The 17,822-nt window shown below is 37.4% G+C and carries 29 protein-coding genes; 26 read left to right on the top strand and 3 right to left on the bottom strand.

Annotation, left to right across the window (positions count from 1 at the left end; genetic code table 11):
* Positions 1-259 precede the first annotated feature (259 nt).
* From F968_RS13065 to F968_RS13060, 3 genes are all read right to left on the bottom strand, one after another.
* Positions 260-598: a hypothetical protein gene (locus F968_RS13065; protein ID WP_000467111.1), complete on the bottom strand. Its 339-nt coding sequence runs from the start codon at positions 596-598 to the stop codon at positions 260-262.
* Between the two features lie 157 nt (positions 599-755).
* Entirely contained in the window at positions 756-932 is a 177-nt protein-coding gene (locus tag F968_RS20405) for a hypothetical protein (RefSeq protein WP_004793758.1), read from the bottom strand.
* A gap of 14 nt (positions 933-946) precedes the next feature.
* Positions 947-1,711: a helix-turn-helix domain-containing protein gene (locus F968_RS13060; RefSeq protein WP_004793756.1), complete on the bottom strand. Its 765-nt coding sequence runs from the start codon at positions 1,709-1,711 to the stop codon at positions 947-949.
* Between the two features lie 77 nt (positions 1,712-1,788).
* Here F968_RS13060 and F968_RS13055 point away from each other — a divergent pair, with 77 nt between their 5' ends.
* From F968_RS13055 to F968_RS12935, 26 genes are all read left to right on the top strand, one after another.
* A complete protein-coding gene (locus F968_RS13055; protein WP_000165919.1) occupies positions 1,789-1,974 on the top strand; it encodes a Cro/CI family transcriptional regulator in 186 nt (61 codons plus the stop codon).
* A gap of 9 nt (positions 1,975-1,983) precedes the next feature.
* Positions 1,984-2,340, top strand: coding sequence for a hypothetical protein (locus F968_RS13050; RefSeq protein WP_000041063.1), 357 nt, complete (start codon positions 1,984-1,986; stop codon positions 2,338-2,340).
* Positions 2,341-2,395: 55 nt separating this feature from the next.
* The gene (locus F968_RS13045; RefSeq protein WP_034596654.1) at positions 2,396-2,671 is read left to right on the top strand and encodes a hypothetical protein; all 276 of its coding nucleotides are present in this window, start codon (positions 2,396-2,398) and stop codon (positions 2,669-2,671) included.
* Complete coding sequence (locus F968_RS13040) at positions 2,668-2,964, top strand: hypothetical protein (protein WP_004793751.1); 297 nt, start codon at positions 2,668-2,670, stop codon at positions 2,962-2,964. Before F968_RS13045 ends, F968_RS13040 begins: the two co-directional genes overlap by 4 nt.
* On the top strand, positions 2,961-3,317 hold the full coding sequence (locus tag F968_RS13035) for a hypothetical protein (protein ID WP_001267986.1): 357 nt from the start codon (positions 2,961-2,963) through the stop codon (positions 3,315-3,317). Before F968_RS13040 ends, F968_RS13035 begins: the two co-directional genes overlap by 4 nt.
* 58 nt (positions 3,318-3,375) lie before the next feature.
* Entirely contained in the window at positions 3,376-4,269 is an 894-nt protein-coding gene (locus tag F968_RS13030) for a hypothetical protein (RefSeq protein WP_004793749.1), read from the top strand.
* Positions 4,266-5,036 (top strand): ATP-binding protein, encoded by a 771-nt coding sequence (locus tag F968_RS13025; protein WP_004793747.1) that lies wholly within the window; start codon positions 4,266-4,268, stop codon positions 5,034-5,036. Before F968_RS13030 ends, F968_RS13025 begins: the two co-directional genes overlap by 4 nt.
* Complete coding sequence (locus F968_RS13020; RefSeq protein ID WP_004793745.1) at positions 5,033-5,374, top strand: hypothetical protein; 342 nt, start codon at positions 5,033-5,035, stop codon at positions 5,372-5,374. The genes F968_RS13025 and F968_RS13020 overlap by 4 nt, the downstream gene beginning before the upstream one ends.
* Positions 5,367-5,573, top strand: a complete 207-nt coding sequence (locus tag F968_RS13015; protein ID WP_003115581.1) for a hypothetical protein — start codon at positions 5,367-5,369, stop codon at positions 5,571-5,573. Before F968_RS13020 ends, F968_RS13015 begins: the two co-directional genes overlap by 8 nt.
* A complete protein-coding gene (locus tag F968_RS13010) occupies positions 5,563-5,886 on the top strand; it encodes a hypothetical protein (protein ID WP_000377622.1) in 324 nt (107 codons plus the stop codon). Before F968_RS13015 ends, F968_RS13010 begins: the two co-directional genes overlap by 11 nt.
* Positions 5,886-6,287, top strand: coding sequence for a DUF559 domain-containing protein (locus F968_RS13005; RefSeq protein ID WP_004793743.1), 402 nt, complete (start codon positions 5,886-5,888; stop codon positions 6,285-6,287). Before F968_RS13010 ends, F968_RS13005 begins: the two co-directional genes overlap by 1 nt.
* On the top strand, positions 6,284-6,760 hold the full coding sequence (locus F968_RS13000) for a hypothetical protein (protein ID WP_004793741.1): 477 nt from the start codon (positions 6,284-6,286) through the stop codon (positions 6,758-6,760). The genes F968_RS13005 and F968_RS13000 overlap by 4 nt, the downstream gene beginning before the upstream one ends.
* Positions 6,732-6,986 (top strand): hypothetical protein, encoded by a 255-nt coding sequence (locus F968_RS12995; RefSeq protein WP_000861102.1) that lies wholly within the window; start codon positions 6,732-6,734, stop codon positions 6,984-6,986. Before F968_RS13000 ends, F968_RS12995 begins: the two co-directional genes overlap by 29 nt.
* Positions 6,987-7,471: 485 nt before the next feature.
* Positions 7,472-7,690 (top strand): hypothetical protein, encoded by a 219-nt coding sequence (locus tag F968_RS12990; protein WP_025470241.1) that lies wholly within the window; start codon positions 7,472-7,474, stop codon positions 7,688-7,690.
* A gap of 213 nt (positions 7,691-7,903) precedes the next feature.
* Positions 7,904-8,455 (top strand): hypothetical protein, encoded by a 552-nt coding sequence (locus F968_RS19880; RefSeq protein ID WP_004793740.1) that lies wholly within the window; start codon positions 7,904-7,906, stop codon positions 8,453-8,455.
* Positions 8,456-9,470: 1,015 nt separating this feature from the next.
* Positions 9,471-9,647 (top strand): hypothetical protein, encoded by a 177-nt coding sequence (locus F968_RS20400; RefSeq protein WP_004793739.1) that lies wholly within the window; start codon positions 9,471-9,473, stop codon positions 9,645-9,647.
* Positions 9,648-10,582: 935 nt separating this feature from the next.
* Entirely contained in the window at positions 10,583-11,038 is a 456-nt protein-coding gene (locus F968_RS12980; protein ID WP_004793738.1) for a hypothetical protein, read from the top strand.
* A 61-nt stretch (positions 11,039-11,099) separates the two neighbouring features.
* On the top strand, positions 11,100-11,534 hold the full coding sequence (locus F968_RS12975) for a hypothetical protein (protein WP_004793736.1): 435 nt from the start codon (positions 11,100-11,102) through the stop codon (positions 11,532-11,534).
* The gene (locus tag F968_RS12970) at positions 11,503-12,144 is read left to right on the top strand and encodes a putative metallopeptidase (RefSeq protein WP_004793734.1); all 642 of its coding nucleotides are present in this window, start codon (positions 11,503-11,505) and stop codon (positions 12,142-12,144) included. The genes F968_RS12975 and F968_RS12970 overlap by 32 nt, the downstream gene beginning before the upstream one ends.
* 59 nt (positions 12,145-12,203) lie before the next feature.
* On the top strand, positions 12,204-12,761 hold the full coding sequence (locus tag F968_RS12965) for a DUF2280 domain-containing protein (RefSeq protein WP_000212703.1): 558 nt from the start codon (positions 12,204-12,206) through the stop codon (positions 12,759-12,761).
* Complete coding sequence (locus F968_RS12960; protein ID WP_000077244.1) at positions 12,745-14,061, top strand: phage terminase large subunit family protein; 1,317 nt, start codon at positions 12,745-12,747, stop codon at positions 14,059-14,061. Before F968_RS12965 ends, F968_RS12960 begins: the two co-directional genes overlap by 17 nt.
* 39 nt (positions 14,062-14,100) lie before the next feature.
* Positions 14,101-15,447 (top strand): DUF4055 domain-containing protein, encoded by a 1,347-nt coding sequence (locus F968_RS12955; protein ID WP_000301497.1) that lies wholly within the window; start codon positions 14,101-14,103, stop codon positions 15,445-15,447.
* A gap of 9 nt (positions 15,448-15,456) precedes the next feature.
* The gene (locus F968_RS12950; RefSeq protein ID WP_000146969.1) at positions 15,457-16,563 is read left to right on the top strand and encodes a minor capsid protein; all 1,107 of its coding nucleotides are present in this window, start codon (positions 15,457-15,459) and stop codon (positions 16,561-16,563) included.
* An 8-nt stretch (positions 16,564-16,571) separates the two neighbouring features.
* Complete coding sequence (locus F968_RS12945; RefSeq protein ID WP_000965231.1) at positions 16,572-17,000, top strand: hypothetical protein; 429 nt, start codon at positions 16,572-16,574, stop codon at positions 16,998-17,000.
* 98 nt (positions 17,001-17,098) lie between these two features.
* Positions 17,099-17,341 (top strand): hypothetical protein, encoded by a 243-nt coding sequence (locus tag F968_RS12940; protein ID WP_000004361.1) that lies wholly within the window; start codon positions 17,099-17,101, stop codon positions 17,339-17,341.
* 217 nt (positions 17,342-17,558) lie between these two features.
* Positions 17,559-17,750, top strand: a complete 192-nt coding sequence (locus tag F968_RS12935; RefSeq protein ID WP_001139861.1) for a hypothetical protein — start codon at positions 17,559-17,561, stop codon at positions 17,748-17,750.
* Positions 17,751-17,822 lie beyond the last annotated feature (72 nt).

Raw genomic sequence — 17,822 nt, 5'->3', positions numbered from 1 at the left:
ATATGAATTTATTTATCGTATCCCTATCCATCATTGTATAGCAGATCCTATCACTGTTTTTAAGATCAATTTCAAGAGCATGATCGTTTAAGACAATATAGAAATTAATTAGTTCAGAATTAATATTTACAATTTTACTCACGTGAAATACTCCTCCCGATATGTTTTTTAAGGATCGTGTCGGGTCACGATAGGTAAGTTTATGAAAAATGAAATTAATTATTTAACAATGGCAATGAGCCTTATTGCTTTAGCAATGTCATTTCTTACATTTCAATGCAATCTCTTGATTGTTGGTATGTGCTATGGTGCAGCGCTTGTACTCATCATCATCTACATAATATTGAAGATAAATAGAAAAACACGAAACAAGGATAGCAATAAATGCTAAAAGCTGAGTTATGTAAGCGCTGGGGTGTTTTTTAATTGATTTAGCTATCAGTAAGGAAAAATCAACAAAATAAGATAATACCTTTGCTGTCCAATGCTTGCTTGGCTCTCTAGTGCCTACGTAAGTATCGGTACGTGGATCCCATCTCATATCACCAGGATCACCCTTGTACCAAGCCTTAAACTTATTTAATATTTTTCCAAACACGTATTATTCTCAATTTATCAATTATCTTGTGATATTGGTGGGCGCAAAGGCTAATGCTGCCAACATTAGTCAAATCCAAGACCTTGCTAACCTTGGATGGAAAGACCGACTTATCATCGGTCTTTTTTTATTATTTAATTTTCTGTCCAAGCTTTCCTTATTTTACCAACTGCACTACTTGTTCATTTGTAAGGACTGGAATAAAGACTTTATCACCAATGTCCTTTGAGAGGATCTTCACTTCTTCGGCTGTTAGCACCAAAGCTTCACCATGTTTCGCAGCATCATTGATGCGAACAATAATCTGGTTGATTGGTCGTTTTGAATTGTCCATAAGTCTTCCTGTGATTAATGCGAATAAGGATGTTCTTGTCTGTGCTGACTTGGCGGCACGATATCTGTAATAGCGGTAATACTTTCAACTTCATCCATGTCAAAAGATAGGCGTTCGCCACCATTAACAGCCAACAAACTCAAAACCCCACCATTTATTCCAACAAATTCCTTAATTGTGCAGCGTCCATCCTTTAAGCACACTTGTACAAATTCAGTTGGAACCGGTTCAGCATCTGGATCGCAAACTACATACCAGCCATTACGAATTGCTGGAAACATTGAGTCGCCAGTGCCTTTAATACCATAGGCTCTTGGACCCGCTGTATGAGTTGGAACATATCCATCACCTGCGTTCCCATCATATCCCATATCTGTGAAATACCCATCCATACCCATCTTTGAATAAGCCTTAACAGGAACATATCTTTTTTGGGTGGGGAATGGTTTAACAGGTATTTCAAGAAATTTAACAGCATCTTCGCTATCGGGAATATTGTATTTTTTCTTAAAAGCTTCGATATCCAGAACTTTCAATTGTGTAACAGTGCTATCCAACTTAGGGCCGCTTTCATCTCCATTAGTTATATATGAAGTCGACACTCCGAAATAAGCGGCCATTTTGCTTAATGGGTCTGCTTTAGGAGCATAAGCATCTTTCTCCCAACCAGTGACATTGGGCGCACTAACTCCGGCGATTTTTGCCAACTCGCCTTGGGTTAATTTCTTTTCTCTTCGTAAGGCGCGAATACGCTGACCCATAGTTTCTAGATTCTTCATATAAGTTATCTTACATCTTGCAAAAATAAGTTATCTTTGTTTTAATACTAAGAAATCTTATTTTTGAGGTTGCACAAATGACCAAACAGGAAGCTTATGAGTTGCTTGGTGTCAATGGTGTTGGCTTAGCAAAGTTATTAGGAATTGAGCCACCTGCTGTTTACCAGTGGCCAAATGAAAAGATTCCTTTAGCTCGCGAATACCAAATCAGAGATTTGGCAAATGGCAAAGAACCAATCAAACGAACTACTTCAAATGCTTAGGACCTAACCATGAGCAAATTATCAGTTGATATATCTGCAAGCGCCAGAAATGGCGTATCCCGCATATTGCATGGTCTTGATATAAGCAATCAAAAAGAGATTGCTGAACAATTAAAAGTTGATCCAAGCACTATTACTCGACTTAAAACAGATAAGAAAAACAATGGCTTGAATGAAATTGAAATGTTTTGCGAGCTATTGAGTTTGCTTGGATTAAAAGTCGTTCCTAAAGATTATCAAAGCATTGATAAGGAACGTGTTGCTGCACTTTTAGTTATGTCTAAAAGCTGGATGAACCGTATAGAAACGGTGGATGACTTATTTCATGACGAAATCAGTGGTCAAAAAGAAAAGCTTGGATATTAAAAAACCACTACCTGCGCAAGCAGGAGTGGTTAGGCATTCAATTGAGGTGGATCAAATGAACACAAACAATTTATCAAATCAAACAACCGAACGCAACCAGCCAGAATTTTTAGTGGGTGACGTTGTAGTACTTACTAAAGAGTGTCGAAGTTTTAAATCAAACGATTTATTTGAGGTTAAAAATAAAACTTTGACTAGTTTATGGACCATCAAATCAGAGAATCATTTGATTCTGGTTTCTTCAAAAGAAATCCGCACAGCAACAGTTGCTGAACTTAACGCCAAACGCCGGCTAACAAGCGCTGAGCAAGCATTAGCGGAGGTGTCATGAACAGCTTTACACACCAAATCAAAGATTCTCTTCATCAAAGTGAAATCCAATCTTTTTATGAACCTGCATTGCGAGTACTTGGGCACCTGTTTGAGGTGAAAAAGCAAAATTTACGCAACAAGGGGTATGACGAAAATAATGCGGCGGTAACCAAGGTTGAATTTTCAGAGGCTATGGCTCGTCAATTTCGCATAACGCAGTGGTTGGCACAGCAGATTGTAACCAGCTTAACCAAGGCGTGTTTGGTTGATTCTTTTGGAGGCTATGTTAAGCCAAAGGGTGGTGAAAAGTGAGATATGCAGCAAGAAGAAAACAGGATATTTCCGTTTCCACCACACCGCTAGAGGTGGTAATTCCACTGGAACAACCAGTAAAGATCTATTCGGCTAAAGAATTAGCAGCCATGCCGCTTTCAGTTATGAATGCCGCAATTGAGGCTCAGGAAAGATTTTATCAACTTGAAGAATTAACTCATATGGGGGGGCAGGCTATAGCAGTTCGCCGTCTTATGGAGGATGGGCACAAGCTAATTCAGGTGAAAGAAAAGTCTCGCATTCGCTACAAAATCAACAACGAATTTATTCCTCCAAGAATTATTCGTCAGTTGGAAATGCGCGGATTAGTGAAGCTTGGAAGGGGTAAGTAATGACTATTATCGCCTCTTCAAAGCCCCTTCGAACACCCTTTAAAGGAGATAAATAACCATGCGTGACTATGGGAAAGTCTCACCACATTTCTGGACGGGAACTACGGGCAAAAAGCTTCGTCAAACACATGAAGGCTTAATTGTCGCTATGTATTTAATGACAAGCCCTCACGCGAACATGCTTGGCTTGTATTACATGCCCCTTTTATATGTTGCTCATGAAACTGGATTGGGCTTTGAAGGGGCTTCTAAGGGGCTTCAAAGAGCCTGTGAAGCGGGGTTTTGTAGCTATGACGAAGCCACGGAGACAGTCTGGGTGCACGAGATGGCACGTTTTCAAGTAGCTGAGTCATTAAAGCCAGCCGATAACCGCTGTAAGAACGTGCAAAAAGAGTATGACTCATTGCCGTCAAGCCCTTATTTATCAAGCTTTTTCGATAAATATGCACAAGCATTTTGTATGACTCAAAAGCGTGGCGAAAACGCCAAAATAGATAGCCCCTTACAAGCCCCTTCAAAGCCCCTTCGAAGCCAGGAACAGGAACAGGAGCAGGAGCAGGAGCAGGAACAAGAAAATACTCACACACAAAACGCGGTTGAAAATTCTTCAGCGGCCGAGGAGTCTTGGAAACCAAATCGTGAACTATTGCTGAATGTTCTTAGGACTTCACAAGTGGGTGCACAAGCAGAGCAGGTTTTAAAAATGCCAAATTATGAATTTCATCTTGGCAACTTCAATGCTCACTGGGAAAACAAAATTGATCTCACGGAAAACCAACGAACTCGAAAGTTTGCAACTTGGTTAATTCAGGAATTCACAAAGTCGATAAGACCTAAAAAACAAAACTCACCAATGAAAACTGCACCAGCAAGAGACGTAAACAGTGCTTGGGGTGATGCAAAACAGTATGCACCAGCCACAGATGATATCGATGTAGGGGAGATGCTATGAATGCATTGAGCAAACAATTCAAAACTGAGCTGGTACAAACTAATCAGTTTTGCCCTAAACACAATGAGTTAATGGTTTTACTAATTGGTCGTCCAGTTTGCCAAACATGTGCAAATGAAGCGTATGTGAAATCACAAATTGAACACGCACACCAAGTCAACCTCATGGTACGCGAGAAACATTTTGCCGGAGCAAAACTCCCTGAGCGCCACAAGGAAAGCGGATTTAAAAATTATATGGTGAGTATCGATCCACAGAAAGAGGCTAAAGCTGCTTGCCATAAATTTGTTCAAGATTTTAATTCAGGGAAGAAGCGCAATCTGATTATGGTTGGGCGCACAGGAACAGGAAAAACCCATCTTGCATGTGCTATTGCTCGTAACGTTTTAGACAAGCGGAGTTATGTTCGTTACGTCACCTCAGAAGACATGGCAAATGAAATTGCCACTGCATGGACAAAGCCAGATGACAATGAAGCAAATGCAATTTTTCGCTTCACGGACTGTGATTTATTGATATTGGATGAATATGGTTTGCACGACCAACACGAGAGTCGATTGCAGCTCGTTCATAAAGTTTTATATGCACGTTATGACGAAAAAAAGCCGACAGTTTTAATTTCAAACATGACGCTTGAATCTACAGAAAAGGCGCAAGGTTTGAAGGAAAACTTAGGGGACCGTTTATGGTCTCGGTTTCAACATGATGGTTTGACAGTAGTTGAGTGTGACTGGGATGACTTGCGTTTTGGTGGGGCGAATGTATGAAAGTAACTAAATTGATTAGAGATAAAGGACTGCAATACGCGAAGGAAATCGTAGATTCAGCCCCTTCTAACGCAACTGAATGGAATGAGGGTTATGAGTTCCAATGTGGTCAAAGTGTAGAAATCAGCCCAGCAGATCGTGAGAAGTATTTTGTAGATTTGGTTGAGCTTAAACGTCTGGTGGAGTCGGTTGATTTGGTTGAATCATGGGGTGGCATTGAGGACTTAAAACTATATGACTTGTCTCATTGCAAAGATAAACCTGAATCTGCTGGATACAAGTTGCTTCATGCAATTGCTGATTACGAATCAATATACGGGGATAGTGAAAATGCATAAATGCAACCACTGTGAAGCTGAGCAATTAATTAATTCGTATGGTGGTCTTCCAGAAGCAAAGGCTTACATGAGGCGTTATTTCATGCTGAATGGAGGATTAAGAAATAAGTATCCAAGAACAGGCGCTTTGATAACTCAAAAGATGAATGAATTGCAGAGCGCGATTTTAACTGTAGAGGGCTTAAATAATGGACAGTAAATGGATTGAAGCGCAACGCCGTGAAATGGAAAAGCTTATTTCACCAGAGCTAATCAAGTCGAGAGATTTAGCACGTCAAAGTTACTTCGATCATATGGAAAAAGAAATGGCTGACCACGTATCGCGCTCAATTGAACCACTCAGCGGTAAAAAGCAAAGCACTCTGGTTGAACTAAGGGAGTCAATTGAAAAACTGGCTCAGAAGTATAAACAAGATGCTCATTCATCCAGCCTTTTAGGTGATCAGGATAAAGCGCGAGTTTATAACTGCTTTGCTAATCAATTGGACCATTTGCTGAAAGGTGGTGCTTGATGTCATCAGTCAGCATTGCTGAATACCGTAAGTTATTTCCTATTAAGAAAAATAAAAAGCGGCGTTCAGCAAAGCAAGTTGCTAGACAACCAAGTGTGGGTGAAATGGTACTGGCAACGCATTTAAGAGCATGCAAGATTGGTTTTGAACAGGAATATAAATTCCATCCAACACGTAAATGGAGAGCTGATTTTTTAATTACGGGAACAAAGATTTTAGTCGAGGTGGAAGGCGGGATCTGGAGTGGAGGCCGTCATACGAGGGGCAAAGGTTATCTAGGAGACATGGAGAAATACAACGAAGCAGCAATGATGGGTTTTACAGTTTTACGGTTCAGCACAGAGCAAGTTAAAGCAGGCGTGGCGATTAAACAAATTGAGCAATTGGTGGGTGAGAAATGAGAGCAGCTTTAAAAACACAACAAATGGACTGGTCAAAATATACTATCGATGGTTGGTTAGAGCAGTTTGGCGCTTGGTGTGAAACAGTTAGAATGAAAGGTGGTGATTTGCCAGATGGGCTTCACATCAATCAAATTTACTGGTTGATGCGTGAAGCTGGTAAAGAAGTTCAAAAAGGTAAATCTTATATTCGATGTGAGATCAGTGATTATGAAGCGGATCAAATTCAAGCACTTTTACGAAGTCTATTAAATTCTGATAAAACAGATTTTACAACTAAGTTTGCATTAATTTGTTTAATTAAAAATAAGGTTGAAAATAAAGGATTGTTGAAGGTTGCTCAAGAAACAAACCAATCTAAAGCTCAGGTCGCAATTATGGTGAGTTGCGCTAGATTTTATTTATTAGGTCATGATAAAAGATTAAGACAAAATGGAGGTTCAAATGAAAACATACACTGTAAAACTATATGAAGGCGTTAGTCGGGAGAAAGTTAATGAAACTTTGAAATACTACCCTGATTATTTTGGTAAAATATCAATAATTACAAATGTAATTAATAATAAATTGCAATTAACACTAAAAGCATTTGAAGGAATCGACGTTATAACTGCCAATGATCTAATGATTAAAATCGTTGAACGTTTAAAAGCTTCTCAATTAGTAGAAAAGCATAATTTAGACTTGTTGACTGTCTAGACGCTTTATGGCATATTTTTGATATAGTGGACGAAGTATAAGTAATTCACTGATCTAAAGCTCATCGTTTGATGGGCTTTTTGTTTTTATACTTGCTAGATTTCAATTATGATTTAAAATTAAATCAGGTGGCTCGTCGCCAAACATCGCCACCTGAAATTCTATTAGAAATGATAGTTATTTGTTTGTGTCACCTCCATATTAATTAATTGTAGAGTTGATATTGTGTTGTACTGGTGGTGGGCACCAAGCGCCACCAGTACAATCGTTAAAAGCGCCCCTTTTCTTTGCATTAAGTAATGTTCCTTTGATTTAATGGTTAGATTTACACCACACATTAGCTGTCTTCATCCTAAATACATGGTCGTTACATTATAAATCATCTAAATTGAATGCTTGTCTAAATGTTAAGCGTTTAAGAATGCCCACTTAAGCATGTTTATATTTATGCTATAGTCCAGTCTAATTAGAATTTGGTACTTAAAATGAATATCTGTGTTGGTGGTGAACTAGATGGGCAAACAATAGAAAAAGAGGGTAGATTACTAAAAGCTTCTGATATCGACCCATCTTTTAAAACTGATTACTACAAGCAAGTTTTTAACCGTGACAACATTAATTATCATTTTTGGCTACCAATAGGGTCCAACTTGCATGAAATGTCAAAGCGAGTTTTGGATATTTTGAGAGCATCAAAAAATTAAGCTTAAAGTATATTGTAAATACATCTTCTAACTTGTATGATATGTCACAAATACTGCGCTGAAAGTTTTTTGTTTTTTGACCCGTTTCTTTTTAGAAGCGGGTTTTTTAATTTTTCTTTATGTATTTAAATTAGATGAAAGTATATGTTGCTTTTATTAGGTAGTTTATTGTTTACTTCGCATTAAAATTATTCTTTCTAAGAAGTTAATAAAATGAAAAATTATTTAATAGGGTTAGTTATTACTTTGGGTATTAGTGGATGTGTATCTATACCGTCCATAGACTTTTCGCAGCAAAAAGTTGAAAGGTTTAATCCAGTTAAAAATTGGATTAGTGTTGATACCGCTCCAGTCAAGGATATGCCAAATGGCAAAGAAATCTTTAAATTGAAAGGGGGAAGTGAAGTTTATGTATTCTGGTACCAAGATGAATGGGCGTTATTAAATCCAAATATGGATAGACAACAATGGATAGATACTAAATATTTGTGCAGTTTTGCTGGTTGTTATACTCCACCAGTCACCTATAGATATTCAAAAGGAAGTTTTGATAACAGGCAGCCTGTTTACTCAACTCCTCAAAGAGAATCAAAAAGCTATAATAATACTAGAACTAGAAGTTCTACTACTACACGGACTCCAAGAAGTTATAGTAAAACGACTAATAACTCTTGTTATTGCACATCTGGAACTTATTGTGTTGGGCCTAGAGGTGGACATTACTGCCTTAATAGCACAGGTTCAAAAAGATATCTTCCACGATAAACTGTATAAGCTTTAAGAAGCTCTGCTAAATATCGATTATTGCAAGAGCTTTTAATTGTAAATGGATTTATTAAATGAGTATTTAAATCAACTAAGATAATTGTTTCGAAGTAGAAGAAAGCAAAGTAATTTTTTTATCAAAGGATTTTGATTGCTAAAGATGCGATTAAAGAATTATTTTAAATTTTATATGACTGTATTAAATAGATTTACAAAGGTCTGCCAATACGTTTTTATAAGTTACTAGTTTAATATATGACTTGATAAAAACGTGAAATTTATTTATAATAAACGGGTATTCTACTTCCTATGTAGTTATTCAGTTTATAGTCCGTACCTTCCCCAAGGTGCGGACTTTTTTTAGATTACATAATTCCTAAATTTCAGTTTAAAAAAATATGGAGTGACTTAAGTGTGTATGACTTGAAATTCATAGTTGAGAGAAAGCTCTAAAACTTATATTTGGACCGTTTAAATTCACTCGCAAATTTTATAATGGTACTGTTGTTCTAAATGTCTTAATACATAATATTGCTGAGACGAAAAATTTTATTTGACTTTTATTCAAGAATGTTAGTTTAAAATTTTTTTTGCAGCTTAGCAGTGCTCCAAATAGCTTAATTCTAACCCATCTTTGGGCAGAGTTTGATCATACAAGGTAATAATACTCGAAGACGTCAATTTTATTGCTATCAAGCGAGATTAGAAATTCTAAGGTACATAGAAGTCAGGTTTGTATTTGGATTTTATATTTAATTCAAAGAAGGATACTCTATATTGCTTTAATAAAAAAAAAGAGAATAAGAGAACAGTAGTCAAACTAATTTTAATTTTTAATGTAATTTCTCACATTGTCCTATTAAATATGATAATTGCATCACAAAACTAAAATTTTAAAATTGAAAAATCCGTTTATTTATATTTCGTATTTTGAAAAAAACAATATTGTATGAGTATTGTATATAAATTGTATTCATGTAAATTACGTGATTATTATTTTATTCTAGGATAAATCATGAATAACAATGTTGGTGTTGTTGTTTTACTCTTATTGATGTTAGCATCAGTTTTAATGATAATAATTGGAAGTATAGTTTTGGATGCTTTAGTAATTATCATTGGAGTATTATTAGGAATGTGTGCTTTATTAGTAAAATTAGAATTTAATCTATACTTGCCTTTTGAGAAATGAAAAAACTAAAATATTTGATTAAGTCGAAATTATAAAATATGAAAATTTTAGTTACATTCCACCAATTGGTGGTTTTTTTTATATAAAGCCTAAAAAGTTAGCGCCTACTATACTAACAAAGAATAACTAGAATTTCGGTTAGTTGTAAAACATTAATTTATCCGTTAATGTGACCTAGTTCAAATTTCAGTGATATATCACTTATTAGAAAAATCGATCATAAGATGTTAATATTCTGTAATGCTTTCACATCATATCAAGGCTATAGTTCAAAAGTTCTTATGCTATAGCAATGTCTTAATAGAAGAATGATTTTTTTAAATCAATTTTAATTATCTTTATTCTTCAATAGAAGGACTAAACTTAAATTTTTATATAACTTATTAGAAGTAATTTATAATTATATCTCATCTCTTGCTAACTAGTGTAAGGTGTAAATGTACTCTCAATCCAAATTTCTACTAGAGAGTCTTTATAGGCTATATTGATTCCTTTTATTTTCTATGTAATTATTAAAGAAGGAAGTATTAGCAAGAAGATATTTCCTATTTCAGGTCTAAGCGTTTTTTTTCGCTAAGCCCATTTCTGAATAAAAATAGGAAGTGGGCTTTTTTATTTTTAAATATTTCAGTATTATCAGTGTGTTGCTTTAAGTAACACTAAACCTTATTGATCAGCGCAAATATCAAAAAAAGGGGGAGCTTGCCTACTAGGCAAGCTTTTTAAATTGATGATTTAAACACAATAATCCATTTTAAAGCTCAATAGAAAGATCAAACTTCCATAGCTTTTATTCGTACTAATTTATTGAATATAATCGTTTTTATAATTTTTAAAATTTTCTTAAACTAAAAATGGAAAATTTCTTGTTGCAACATTGTTATAATAGGACTACCTTAAGAAAAAATACTTTATAAAAATGAGGAGCTGCTGAAATGCCACAGTATCTCATGTTTGCGGAAAATATTTATAACAAAATTAAAGATGAGGAATTATTTTCAAATGACTGTATTGAAAATATGAACTTACTTATGACATGTATACGCAGAGAAATTGAGGGAACAGAATTTAAATTAAAATATAATTTTATTGATTTTGTTGAATTGTTCAGTAGACCATTAGATGAATGTAAAGTAAAAATAGATGTGAGTTTGATTCCTCCTCATAATTCAGAAGGTGAGTATATTTTATGGTTAGCTGGATTTATCGAAAAAATTACAGAAGGTGGACCTAAACCACCTCCGCCTATAAAGAAGTTTATTCCAGAGTATATGAGCTTGAAATTTGAATTAGATTTTTTACCCTTAAATGAGGAAAAAATTCAAACCGAAGGTAAAGAAATTACGGATTACTTTAATTCAAAGCTTTATAAGTCAACTTTTAAGAAGTAATACTATATTGCCTGTGAGTTTAGCCACCGCCTAAGGGCGGTTTTTTTTATGGGTGAGAATAATGGATTCTACAGAATACTTTTGGCTTACACGAAAAAAAGAACCTAAAACTAAACCTAAAAGCCGGCCATTGCCTAAGGCGAAGCAAAAATATCTCGAGGCTGAGGCAACACTTAAGGAAGAGCTTGAGGATTTGGCGATTGGATTTGAACAGAAGTTTCAACCGATCCATACCAAACACTGGCGCTTTGATTTTCATATTGTGAAATTGCGTTTGCTCATTGAAATAGAGGGTGGGCCTTGGTCTGGTGGACGTGGTGGAAAGCTGGCAAATAAAGCATGGAGTCTTGATCGATATGATCAAGCTGAAGAGATGGGTTATAAAATAGAGCGCTTTCATCCAGATTCTATTTTGTCGGGATATGTCATCAACTGGATAAAAAGTGAATTAGCGAGAATTGAAGATGGAGCAAATAAGACCATTTCCACCGACTGATTTTATTGATCAAGCAGATGAAGAAGAAGCAATTAGACTAACACCGGCACCAGATCTAAAAAAATGGGTTGTTGCTAATTACTTAACTATTGGTGGCCCTTTGCATAACCCTGACCATGACCATATTGCTGAACTAATACATGACAATGAGGAGTTCTTGGCTTTTGCTTGGGCATCATCGGCTTGTATGGCTAAAAAGCGTATGGTTTTAGGCCAATGTGAAAAAGTTATGTTTAATCAGGGCGGGTGGAAAAAAGCTCGTCAAGAGCAGCAAATGCGCGATTGGTTTGGCTATGTGCCTGTGTACCTCATCACAATTGATGCAAGTTATTGCGATCAGGCGACTGATCGTGATTTCTGTGCATTGATAGAGCATGAGCTTTATCACATAGGTGTTGAACGTGATGAGGATGGTGATCCGTTAATCAGTGAAATGACTGGTTTGCCTAAACACTATTTAGCAGGCCATGATGTTGAAGAATTTGTTGGCGTAGTTAAAAGATGGGGAGCGGACGAAAGCGTGAAGCGACTAATTGAAGTGGCGAAGCAAGCGCCGTTTGTATCAGATGTGAATATTTCAAAGTGCTGCGGGACATGTTTAATAAGTTGAGCCTTCTGGCTCATTTTTTTTGCCATGTTTCCTTGACGTACCTTGACGGATAGAGAGAAATGGCGACATTAAACAAGAAGCAGAAACTCTTTATTGTACAATCGCTTGCTGTATTTAATACCCCCCAAGAAACAGTAAGTCTCGTCAAGGAAGAATTTGACATTGATGTTTCGAGACAGCAGGTAGAGTCTTATGACCCTACAAAGTTTGCAGGTAGAGACTTAAGTAAGGAGCTCAAAGAATTTTTTGAAAAAACTCGGGAAGAGTATTTGAGTCAGCCACTAAATAAAATTAGTGGAGCAAATGACATTGTTCAGTTGAAGATTTTAAGTGATTTACTTTGGGCTAAAAAAAACAATGTGACCATGACAATTAAGATCGTGGACCAAATACAAAAGATCATGAAAGGGTTTTATGACAAGAAGGGGGAACAAAATAATAAAGGTGGTAATCCTGAAGCGAACCAAACCAAAGCTGAAGTAGAACTTGAGATTAAAAAGCTTGAACTTCAGAAGTTACAGCGTGAAGTGAATCCCCCTGAGTATCGTCCACCTGAAGAGGATTACAAGCTTGTGCTGAATCCTGATGAGGAGATACCAAATGAGCCAATTCTTTAATCCTCCAGAAGGTTCAGTTCAATTAACTCCTAAGCAAGCCAATATTTATTTATGGGGCTGGCAAAAAGAAGCCCGGTTTCGTGATGCCGTTTGTGGCCGACGTTTCGGTAAAACATTCTTGGCCAAAGCGGAAATGCGAAGAGCCGCAAGACTAGCGGCTAAATGGAATGTTTCTGTTGAGGATGAGATCTGGTATGCCGCGCCTACATTTAAGCAAGCTAAACGGGTTTTCTGGAAGCGATTAAAACAGGCAATTCCGGCATCTTGGCGAGCTGGAAAGCCGAATGAAACTGAATGTTCAATTACCTTAAGAAGTGGGCATATCATCCGTGTTGTAGGTCTAGATAATTATGATGACCTTCGTGGATCTGGTTTATTTTTCTTAATTATTGATGAATGGGCTGACTGTAAATGGGCTGCATGGGAAGAAGTACTTCGCCCGATGCTTTCTACTTGTAAGTATATGGTGAATGGCGAGCAGCGAGTCGGTGGCCATGTTTTACGTATTGGCACACCTAAAGGCTTTAACCATTGTTATGACACATTCATGGATGGTCAGCCCGGTCATGAACCAGATTGTAAAAGCTTTTCCTATACATCCCTTCAGGGTGGAAATATTCCTGAGTCTGAAATCATTGTTGCTAAGCGCAAAATGGATCCTAAGACTTTTAGTCAGGAATATGAAGCAAGCTTTGAGAGCTATCAGGGCGTTATCTACTACTGTTTTAACCGGTTGCTGAACGCATCAACTGAAACAGTTAAGCCAAATGATGTGCTTCATATTGGGATGGACTTTAACGTTACCAAGATGGCTGCTGTTGTGTATATACGCCGTGGTGAACATATGCATGCGGTCGATGAGTTCGTAAATCTGTTCGATACTCCGGCAATGATTGAGGCTATCCAAGAACGATATCCTGACCATGAGGTTGCAGTTTATCCCGATGCTTCTGGTGAGAACCGGAAGTCGAGCAATGCTAGTGAAACGGATCTGGCGTTACTTAGAAAGGCTGGTTTTAAAGTCCATGTGAACAGTAGAAACCCAGCAGTTAAAGATCGTATTAACTCTATGAACGGTATGCTCTGCAATACATTGTCTGAGCGCAGATTGTTTGTGAATGTTGATAAATGTCCTCACTTTGCTAAATGCTTAGAGCGACAAATCTATGATGATTATGGGCAACCGGATAAAACTGCCGGGTTTGACCATATGAATGATGCTGGTACATATCCAATCGCTTATTTATTCCCGATCGACAAAAAATCCGTTGGAGTTCGTAGGATTCGAGGGATGTCTTAAACAACGCACCTTTTTAGGTGCTTTTTTATTGGTGTTTTTATGGCAGTTACTGATAAACATCCGCAGTATATTGCTGCACAAAAAAGCTGGTTGATTATGCGTGACGCCGTTGCTGGTGAAGAGCAGATCAAACAGGCACATACAAAGTACCTAGCTAAATCGGCCGGAATGATTGAGGCTGAAAAGCAAGGTGATACGACTGGAGAGATTTATAAGGCCTATCTAAGTCGAGCTCAGTATCCGCTATGGGTTCAGGACGCATTACGCACAATGATCGGGTTAGTTTCAAAGCTTGAGCCGAATATAGTGATTGAAAGTTCTCTACTTAAAGGATTGATAGAGAATGCAACAAATGACGGTTTTGGGCTTAAACAGCTCTTTATTCGCATTTGTTCAGAGTTGCTAGAGTTTGGGCGCTGTGGGCTGCTTGTCGATGTTGATGCTAACGGAGTGCCATATTTCGCCTTATATGATGCGTTATCTATTATCAACTGGAAGGAAAACAGTATCGGTGGTCGTAAAGATCTAAAACTGTTAGTGCTCGAGGAGCAATTTGATAATAGTGAAGATGAATTCGGGCACGAAACTAAAACGGTTCACCGCGTTCTATCTATGGATGATGGAGCATTAGCGGTCCGATTGTTCGATGGTTCAAATGTGGAGGATAAAACTCCCGATCTCGGCGGTAATCAACTTTCTTTCACACCATTTGTTTTCTGCGGTGCCACTAGTAATTCTCCGGATGTAGGTACCATACCGCTTTTGACAATGGCCAAGGCTGCTCTGAAGTATTACCAGCTCAGTGCAGATTATTACCAGTCTCTTCACCATACGGCCCATCCGCAACCTTGGATTAGTGGCCTTGATGATGACGATGATGATGATATTAGCGTTACTGGTGTTATGGCTGTCTGGAGTCTTCCTCTAAATTCACAATGTGGTTATTTGGAAATTTCAGGTAACGGCATTGAACTCACTAAAAAGGAAATGGATGCGCAAAAGAATTCAGCATTAGAAGCTGGGGCTAAAGTAGTTGATACCAATACACAAGAATCAGGTGAGGCACGCCGTGCACGTCAGGATGACCAGCAGGCAAGTCTTCACAGTATCGTGATGTGTGCAGCTGCAGCAATTGAACAAGCCATTAAGTATGCAGCGCAGTGGTTAAAGCTGGATTCGACAAAATATTCATTTACGGTTGAACCTGAGTTTATTGTGCAGGTCACGGATATTAATCTTGCAAAACAGCTTTATGAGGGTGCTATTTCAGGGAAAAACTCTTTCCGCACATATTGGGAATACCTAATGACAGGTAAATTACCAGCTCACGACTATCAGGAAGAAGTGAAGCGGGTAGAAATAGAGCGAGATAACACTCCTTTGTAGAGGTGATGTATGGCTTCAAAAGAAGATAAATCATTGATTGAAGTACTTACCCAACATCAGGCGTACTTATATCGGGTGTCTTCTCAATCTGTTAATGAGCTACTAAAAATCTTTAATGATGAGTCAATATTAATGTTGGCAAAGCTTCGGGATTTGCTTGATGAATTAAATGATTCTGAAAAGATGGCTCTAGCAAGTGGACAGTACACAACGTCAAATCTGAAGGAAGTTCGTGATCTAATCTCCCAGTGGTTTACTGCAATAAACACTGCATTACCTGAAGCTTTCGCTGTTTCTGCTACTGCCTTGGCAGTTTATGAAGCTAATTACACGGCGAAGCTATATGGAGGCAAGATCGAAAAGCCAAATGGTGAAAAGGTATATGCAGCAGCTAAAAAAGTACCCTTAGTAGGTGGAGCATTAGTTGATGATCTTCTTTCCAAGATTGCTGAGACTGCACGCCAAAAAGTTGAATATGCAATTCGGGATGGCATTAACTCAGGTAAAACAAATCAGGAAATAGTTCAGCGTATTCGCGGCACCAAGCGCCTTAATTATGAGGATGGGCTTTTAAGTAGCTCTAAGACGGATATTGAACGTACCGTAAGAACAGTTCGTAGTCATGTTGCTAATCAAACGTATTTAGATACTTTCAAACAGTTAGGTTTTGAGTATGTTCGTTTTATTAGTGTATTGGATGGAAGAACATCTAAGCTTTGTGCTCATTTAGACGGTACTGTCTGGAGGATTGATGATCCGGCAAAACGTGTACCGCCGTTGCATCCTAATTGTCGCAGCGAACTAGTACCAGTTAAAAAAGATGGTCAACTTATCGGTGAACGGCCATTTGTAATGGACGAACGTAGAGTTAAAGACATCCCCAAAGAAGAGCGAAGCCAGTTAATAGGACAGTTAGATGCAAACACCACATTCAAAGAGTTCTTTAAGAAAACAGATGATTTCTTTCAAAGGGAGTGGCTAGGGCCAAAGCGCTTTAAGCTCTATAAAGATGGGAAATTTGATTTTGATAAGTTCTTTGATCCTGAAGGCCGTTTCTATAGCTTAGATGATTTGAGAAAGTTGGATGAAAAAGCTTTTAAAAAGTTGGGTCTGTAATTTTTCTTATGTTATATTTTTTAAAACATCAGAATTTATACAATATGAAAACAATAGCTTTTGTATGTCTAACCCTAATTTCCATCACTTGTTTAGCTGAACCAAGTCAAAAATATCTTAAAGAATATGATCGATTGTCTGAAGCTTTGGAGTCAGCAATGGCAAATGCATATTCTTTTGATCCTGCAACTGGTCAAGTAAAACAGGCTACTCAAGGTTTAGAAGCTAAAAATAATTTATGTAGAGCTGCCCAGGCGAAACTAAACCTCACCACGTTTTTAAAAGACAATTTAGAGGAATCTAAAGAGCTTTATAAATCTATTGATGGTGCAGAGACTCTAGATAAAAATTATCTTAGTGGACAACAGCAGGAACAACAAAATCTCGTTTCAAATTTGAAAAAAGACCTTGTTGGAACTGGATTTAACTGTGAGTAATTATTGCCGATTACAGGTAATTCTAAACTCACTTAAGACACAATTTTCACCTATATAAGCGCCCAAATGGCGCTTTTGTCATTTATGGAGTTTGGCTTATGAGTGAATCAAAAGTTAGACATTTGGTACTTAAAAGAGTTTCAGATAAATCTTCTCATCTTGCTCTTTGTGACGAGGAAACAGGTATTCCATTAGCTGGATTAACCGCTGTAAAAATGAATTGTAGTGTTTTTGAGGGTCCAGCGACTATCACGGCAACATTTGATGTAGGTGGTCCTCAAGGCATCCGCTTAGTTGGTGATGAACCTAGACAAAAGGTTTGGGGTGCAAAGGAAACGTAGCGAAAGGTACTACAAATGCCTGAAAAGCAAATCAATATGTCAGATGCTCAATATATTCTGAGCACAAAATGAATTCTGGTGCCATTTCTTCAAATTAAGGTTTCAAGCCATGGCAATTTATGGTTTTACTTTTGAAAGATTAAAAGCAATTGCACTCATCAAATAGAACTTAATTTTTAACCATAGCACCTTCGGGTGCTTTTTTTGCGAGAAGAAAATGCCAAGCCCTATTATCCAATATTTCCAATATGAACATTTACCTGAACATTTGCAGCAAGTTAGTAAGCCAATTGGTGATTTAGCTCGGCAAATGGATGAGCAACTTCCTGACGGGCCTGAAAAATCCACAGGATTAAGAAAGCTACTTGAAGCAAAAGATGCATTTGTACGCCAAGCTTTAAGTAAATAATCATTTATAGAAATGAAGCGTCCTAATGGGCGCTTTTTTAATGCCTGAAGCTAAGCAGAGGGTTCAACAATT

Source organism: Acinetobacter sp. NIPH 817 (assembly GCF_000368405.1).
GTDB lineage: Bacteria > Pseudomonadota > Gammaproteobacteria > Pseudomonadales > Moraxellaceae > Acinetobacter.
This window is presented reverse-complemented; position numbering and strand designations above follow the sequence as displayed.

What these genes read in the sequence shown, in the direction of transcription:
- F968_RS20405 (WP_004793758.1), bottom strand. Translation starts at nt 932, where the DNA reads ATGGACAATTCAAAACGACCAATCAACCAGATTATTGTTCGCATCAAT.
- F968_RS13060 (WP_004793756.1), bottom strand. Translation starts at nt 1,711, where the DNA reads ATGAAGAATCTAGAAACTATGGGTCAGCGTATTCGCGCCTTACGAAGA.
- F968_RS13055 (WP_000165919.1), top strand. Translation starts at nt 1,789, where the DNA reads ATGACCAAACAGGAAGCTTATGAGTTGCTTGGTGTCAATGGTGTTGGC.
- F968_RS13050 (WP_000041063.1), top strand. Translation starts at nt 1,984, where the DNA reads ATGAGCAAATTATCAGTTGATATATCTGCAAGCGCCAGAAATGGCGTA.
- F968_RS13045 (WP_034596654.1), top strand. Translation starts at nt 2,396, where the DNA reads ATGAACACAAACAATTTATCAAATCAAACAACCGAACGCAACCAGCCA.
- F968_RS13040 (WP_004793751.1), top strand. Translation starts at nt 2,668, where the DNA reads ATGAACAGCTTTACACACCAAATCAAAGATTCTCTTCATCAAAGTGAA.
- F968_RS13030 (WP_004793749.1), top strand. Translation starts at nt 3,376, where the DNA reads ATGCGTGACTATGGGAAAGTCTCACCACATTTCTGGACGGGAACTACG.
- F968_RS13025 (WP_004793747.1), top strand. Translation starts at nt 4,266, where the DNA reads ATGAATGCATTGAGCAAACAATTCAAAACTGAGCTGGTACAAACTAAT.
- F968_RS13020 (WP_004793745.1), top strand. Translation starts at nt 5,033, where the DNA reads ATGAAAGTAACTAAATTGATTAGAGATAAAGGACTGCAATACGCGAAG.
- F968_RS13015 (WP_003115581.1), top strand. Translation starts at nt 5,367, where the DNA reads ATGCATAAATGCAACCACTGTGAAGCTGAGCAATTAATTAATTCGTAT.
- F968_RS13010 (WP_000377622.1), top strand. Translation starts at nt 5,563, where the DNA reads ATGGACAGTAAATGGATTGAAGCGCAACGCCGTGAAATGGAAAAGCTT.
- F968_RS13005 (WP_004793743.1), top strand. Translation starts at nt 5,886, where the DNA reads ATGTCATCAGTCAGCATTGCTGAATACCGTAAGTTATTTCCTATTAAG.
- F968_RS13000 (WP_004793741.1), top strand. Translation starts at nt 6,284, where the DNA reads ATGAGAGCAGCTTTAAAAACACAACAAATGGACTGGTCAAAATATACT.
- F968_RS12995 (WP_000861102.1), top strand. Translation starts at nt 6,732, where the DNA reads ATGAAAACATACACTGTAAAACTATATGAAGGCGTTAGTCGGGAGAAA.
- F968_RS12990 (WP_025470241.1), top strand. Translation starts at nt 7,472, where the DNA reads ATGAATATCTGTGTTGGTGGTGAACTAGATGGGCAAACAATAGAAAAA.
- F968_RS19880 (WP_004793740.1), top strand. Translation starts at nt 7,904, where the DNA reads ATGAAAAATTATTTAATAGGGTTAGTTATTACTTTGGGTATTAGTGGA.
- F968_RS20400 (WP_004793739.1), top strand. Translation starts at nt 9,471, where the DNA reads ATGAATAACAATGTTGGTGTTGTTGTTTTACTCTTATTGATGTTAGCA.
- F968_RS12980 (WP_004793738.1), top strand. Translation starts at nt 10,583, where the DNA reads ATGCCACAGTATCTCATGTTTGCGGAAAATATTTATAACAAAATTAAA.
- F968_RS12975 (WP_004793736.1), top strand. Translation starts at nt 11,100, where the DNA reads ATGGATTCTACAGAATACTTTTGGCTTACACGAAAAAAAGAACCTAAA.
- F968_RS12970 (WP_004793734.1), top strand. Translation starts at nt 11,503, where the DNA reads ATGGAGCAAATAAGACCATTTCCACCGACTGATTTTATTGATCAAGCA.
- F968_RS12965 (WP_000212703.1), top strand. Translation starts at nt 12,204, where the DNA reads ATGGCGACATTAAACAAGAAGCAGAAACTCTTTATTGTACAATCGCTT.
- F968_RS12960 (WP_000077244.1), top strand. Translation starts at nt 12,745, where the DNA reads ATGAGCCAATTCTTTAATCCTCCAGAAGGTTCAGTTCAATTAACTCCT.
- F968_RS12955 (WP_000301497.1), top strand. Translation starts at nt 14,101, where the DNA reads ATGGCAGTTACTGATAAACATCCGCAGTATATTGCTGCACAAAAAAGC.
- F968_RS12950 (WP_000146969.1), top strand. Translation starts at nt 15,457, where the DNA reads ATGGCTTCAAAAGAAGATAAATCATTGATTGAAGTACTTACCCAACAT.
- F968_RS12945 (WP_000965231.1), top strand. Translation starts at nt 16,572, where the DNA reads ATGTTATATTTTTTAAAACATCAGAATTTATACAATATGAAAACAATA.
- F968_RS12940 (WP_000004361.1), top strand. Translation starts at nt 17,099, where the DNA reads ATGAGTGAATCAAAAGTTAGACATTTGGTACTTAAAAGAGTTTCAGAT.
- F968_RS12935 (WP_001139861.1), top strand. Translation starts at nt 17,559, where the DNA reads ATGCCAAGCCCTATTATCCAATATTTCCAATATGAACATTTACCTGAA.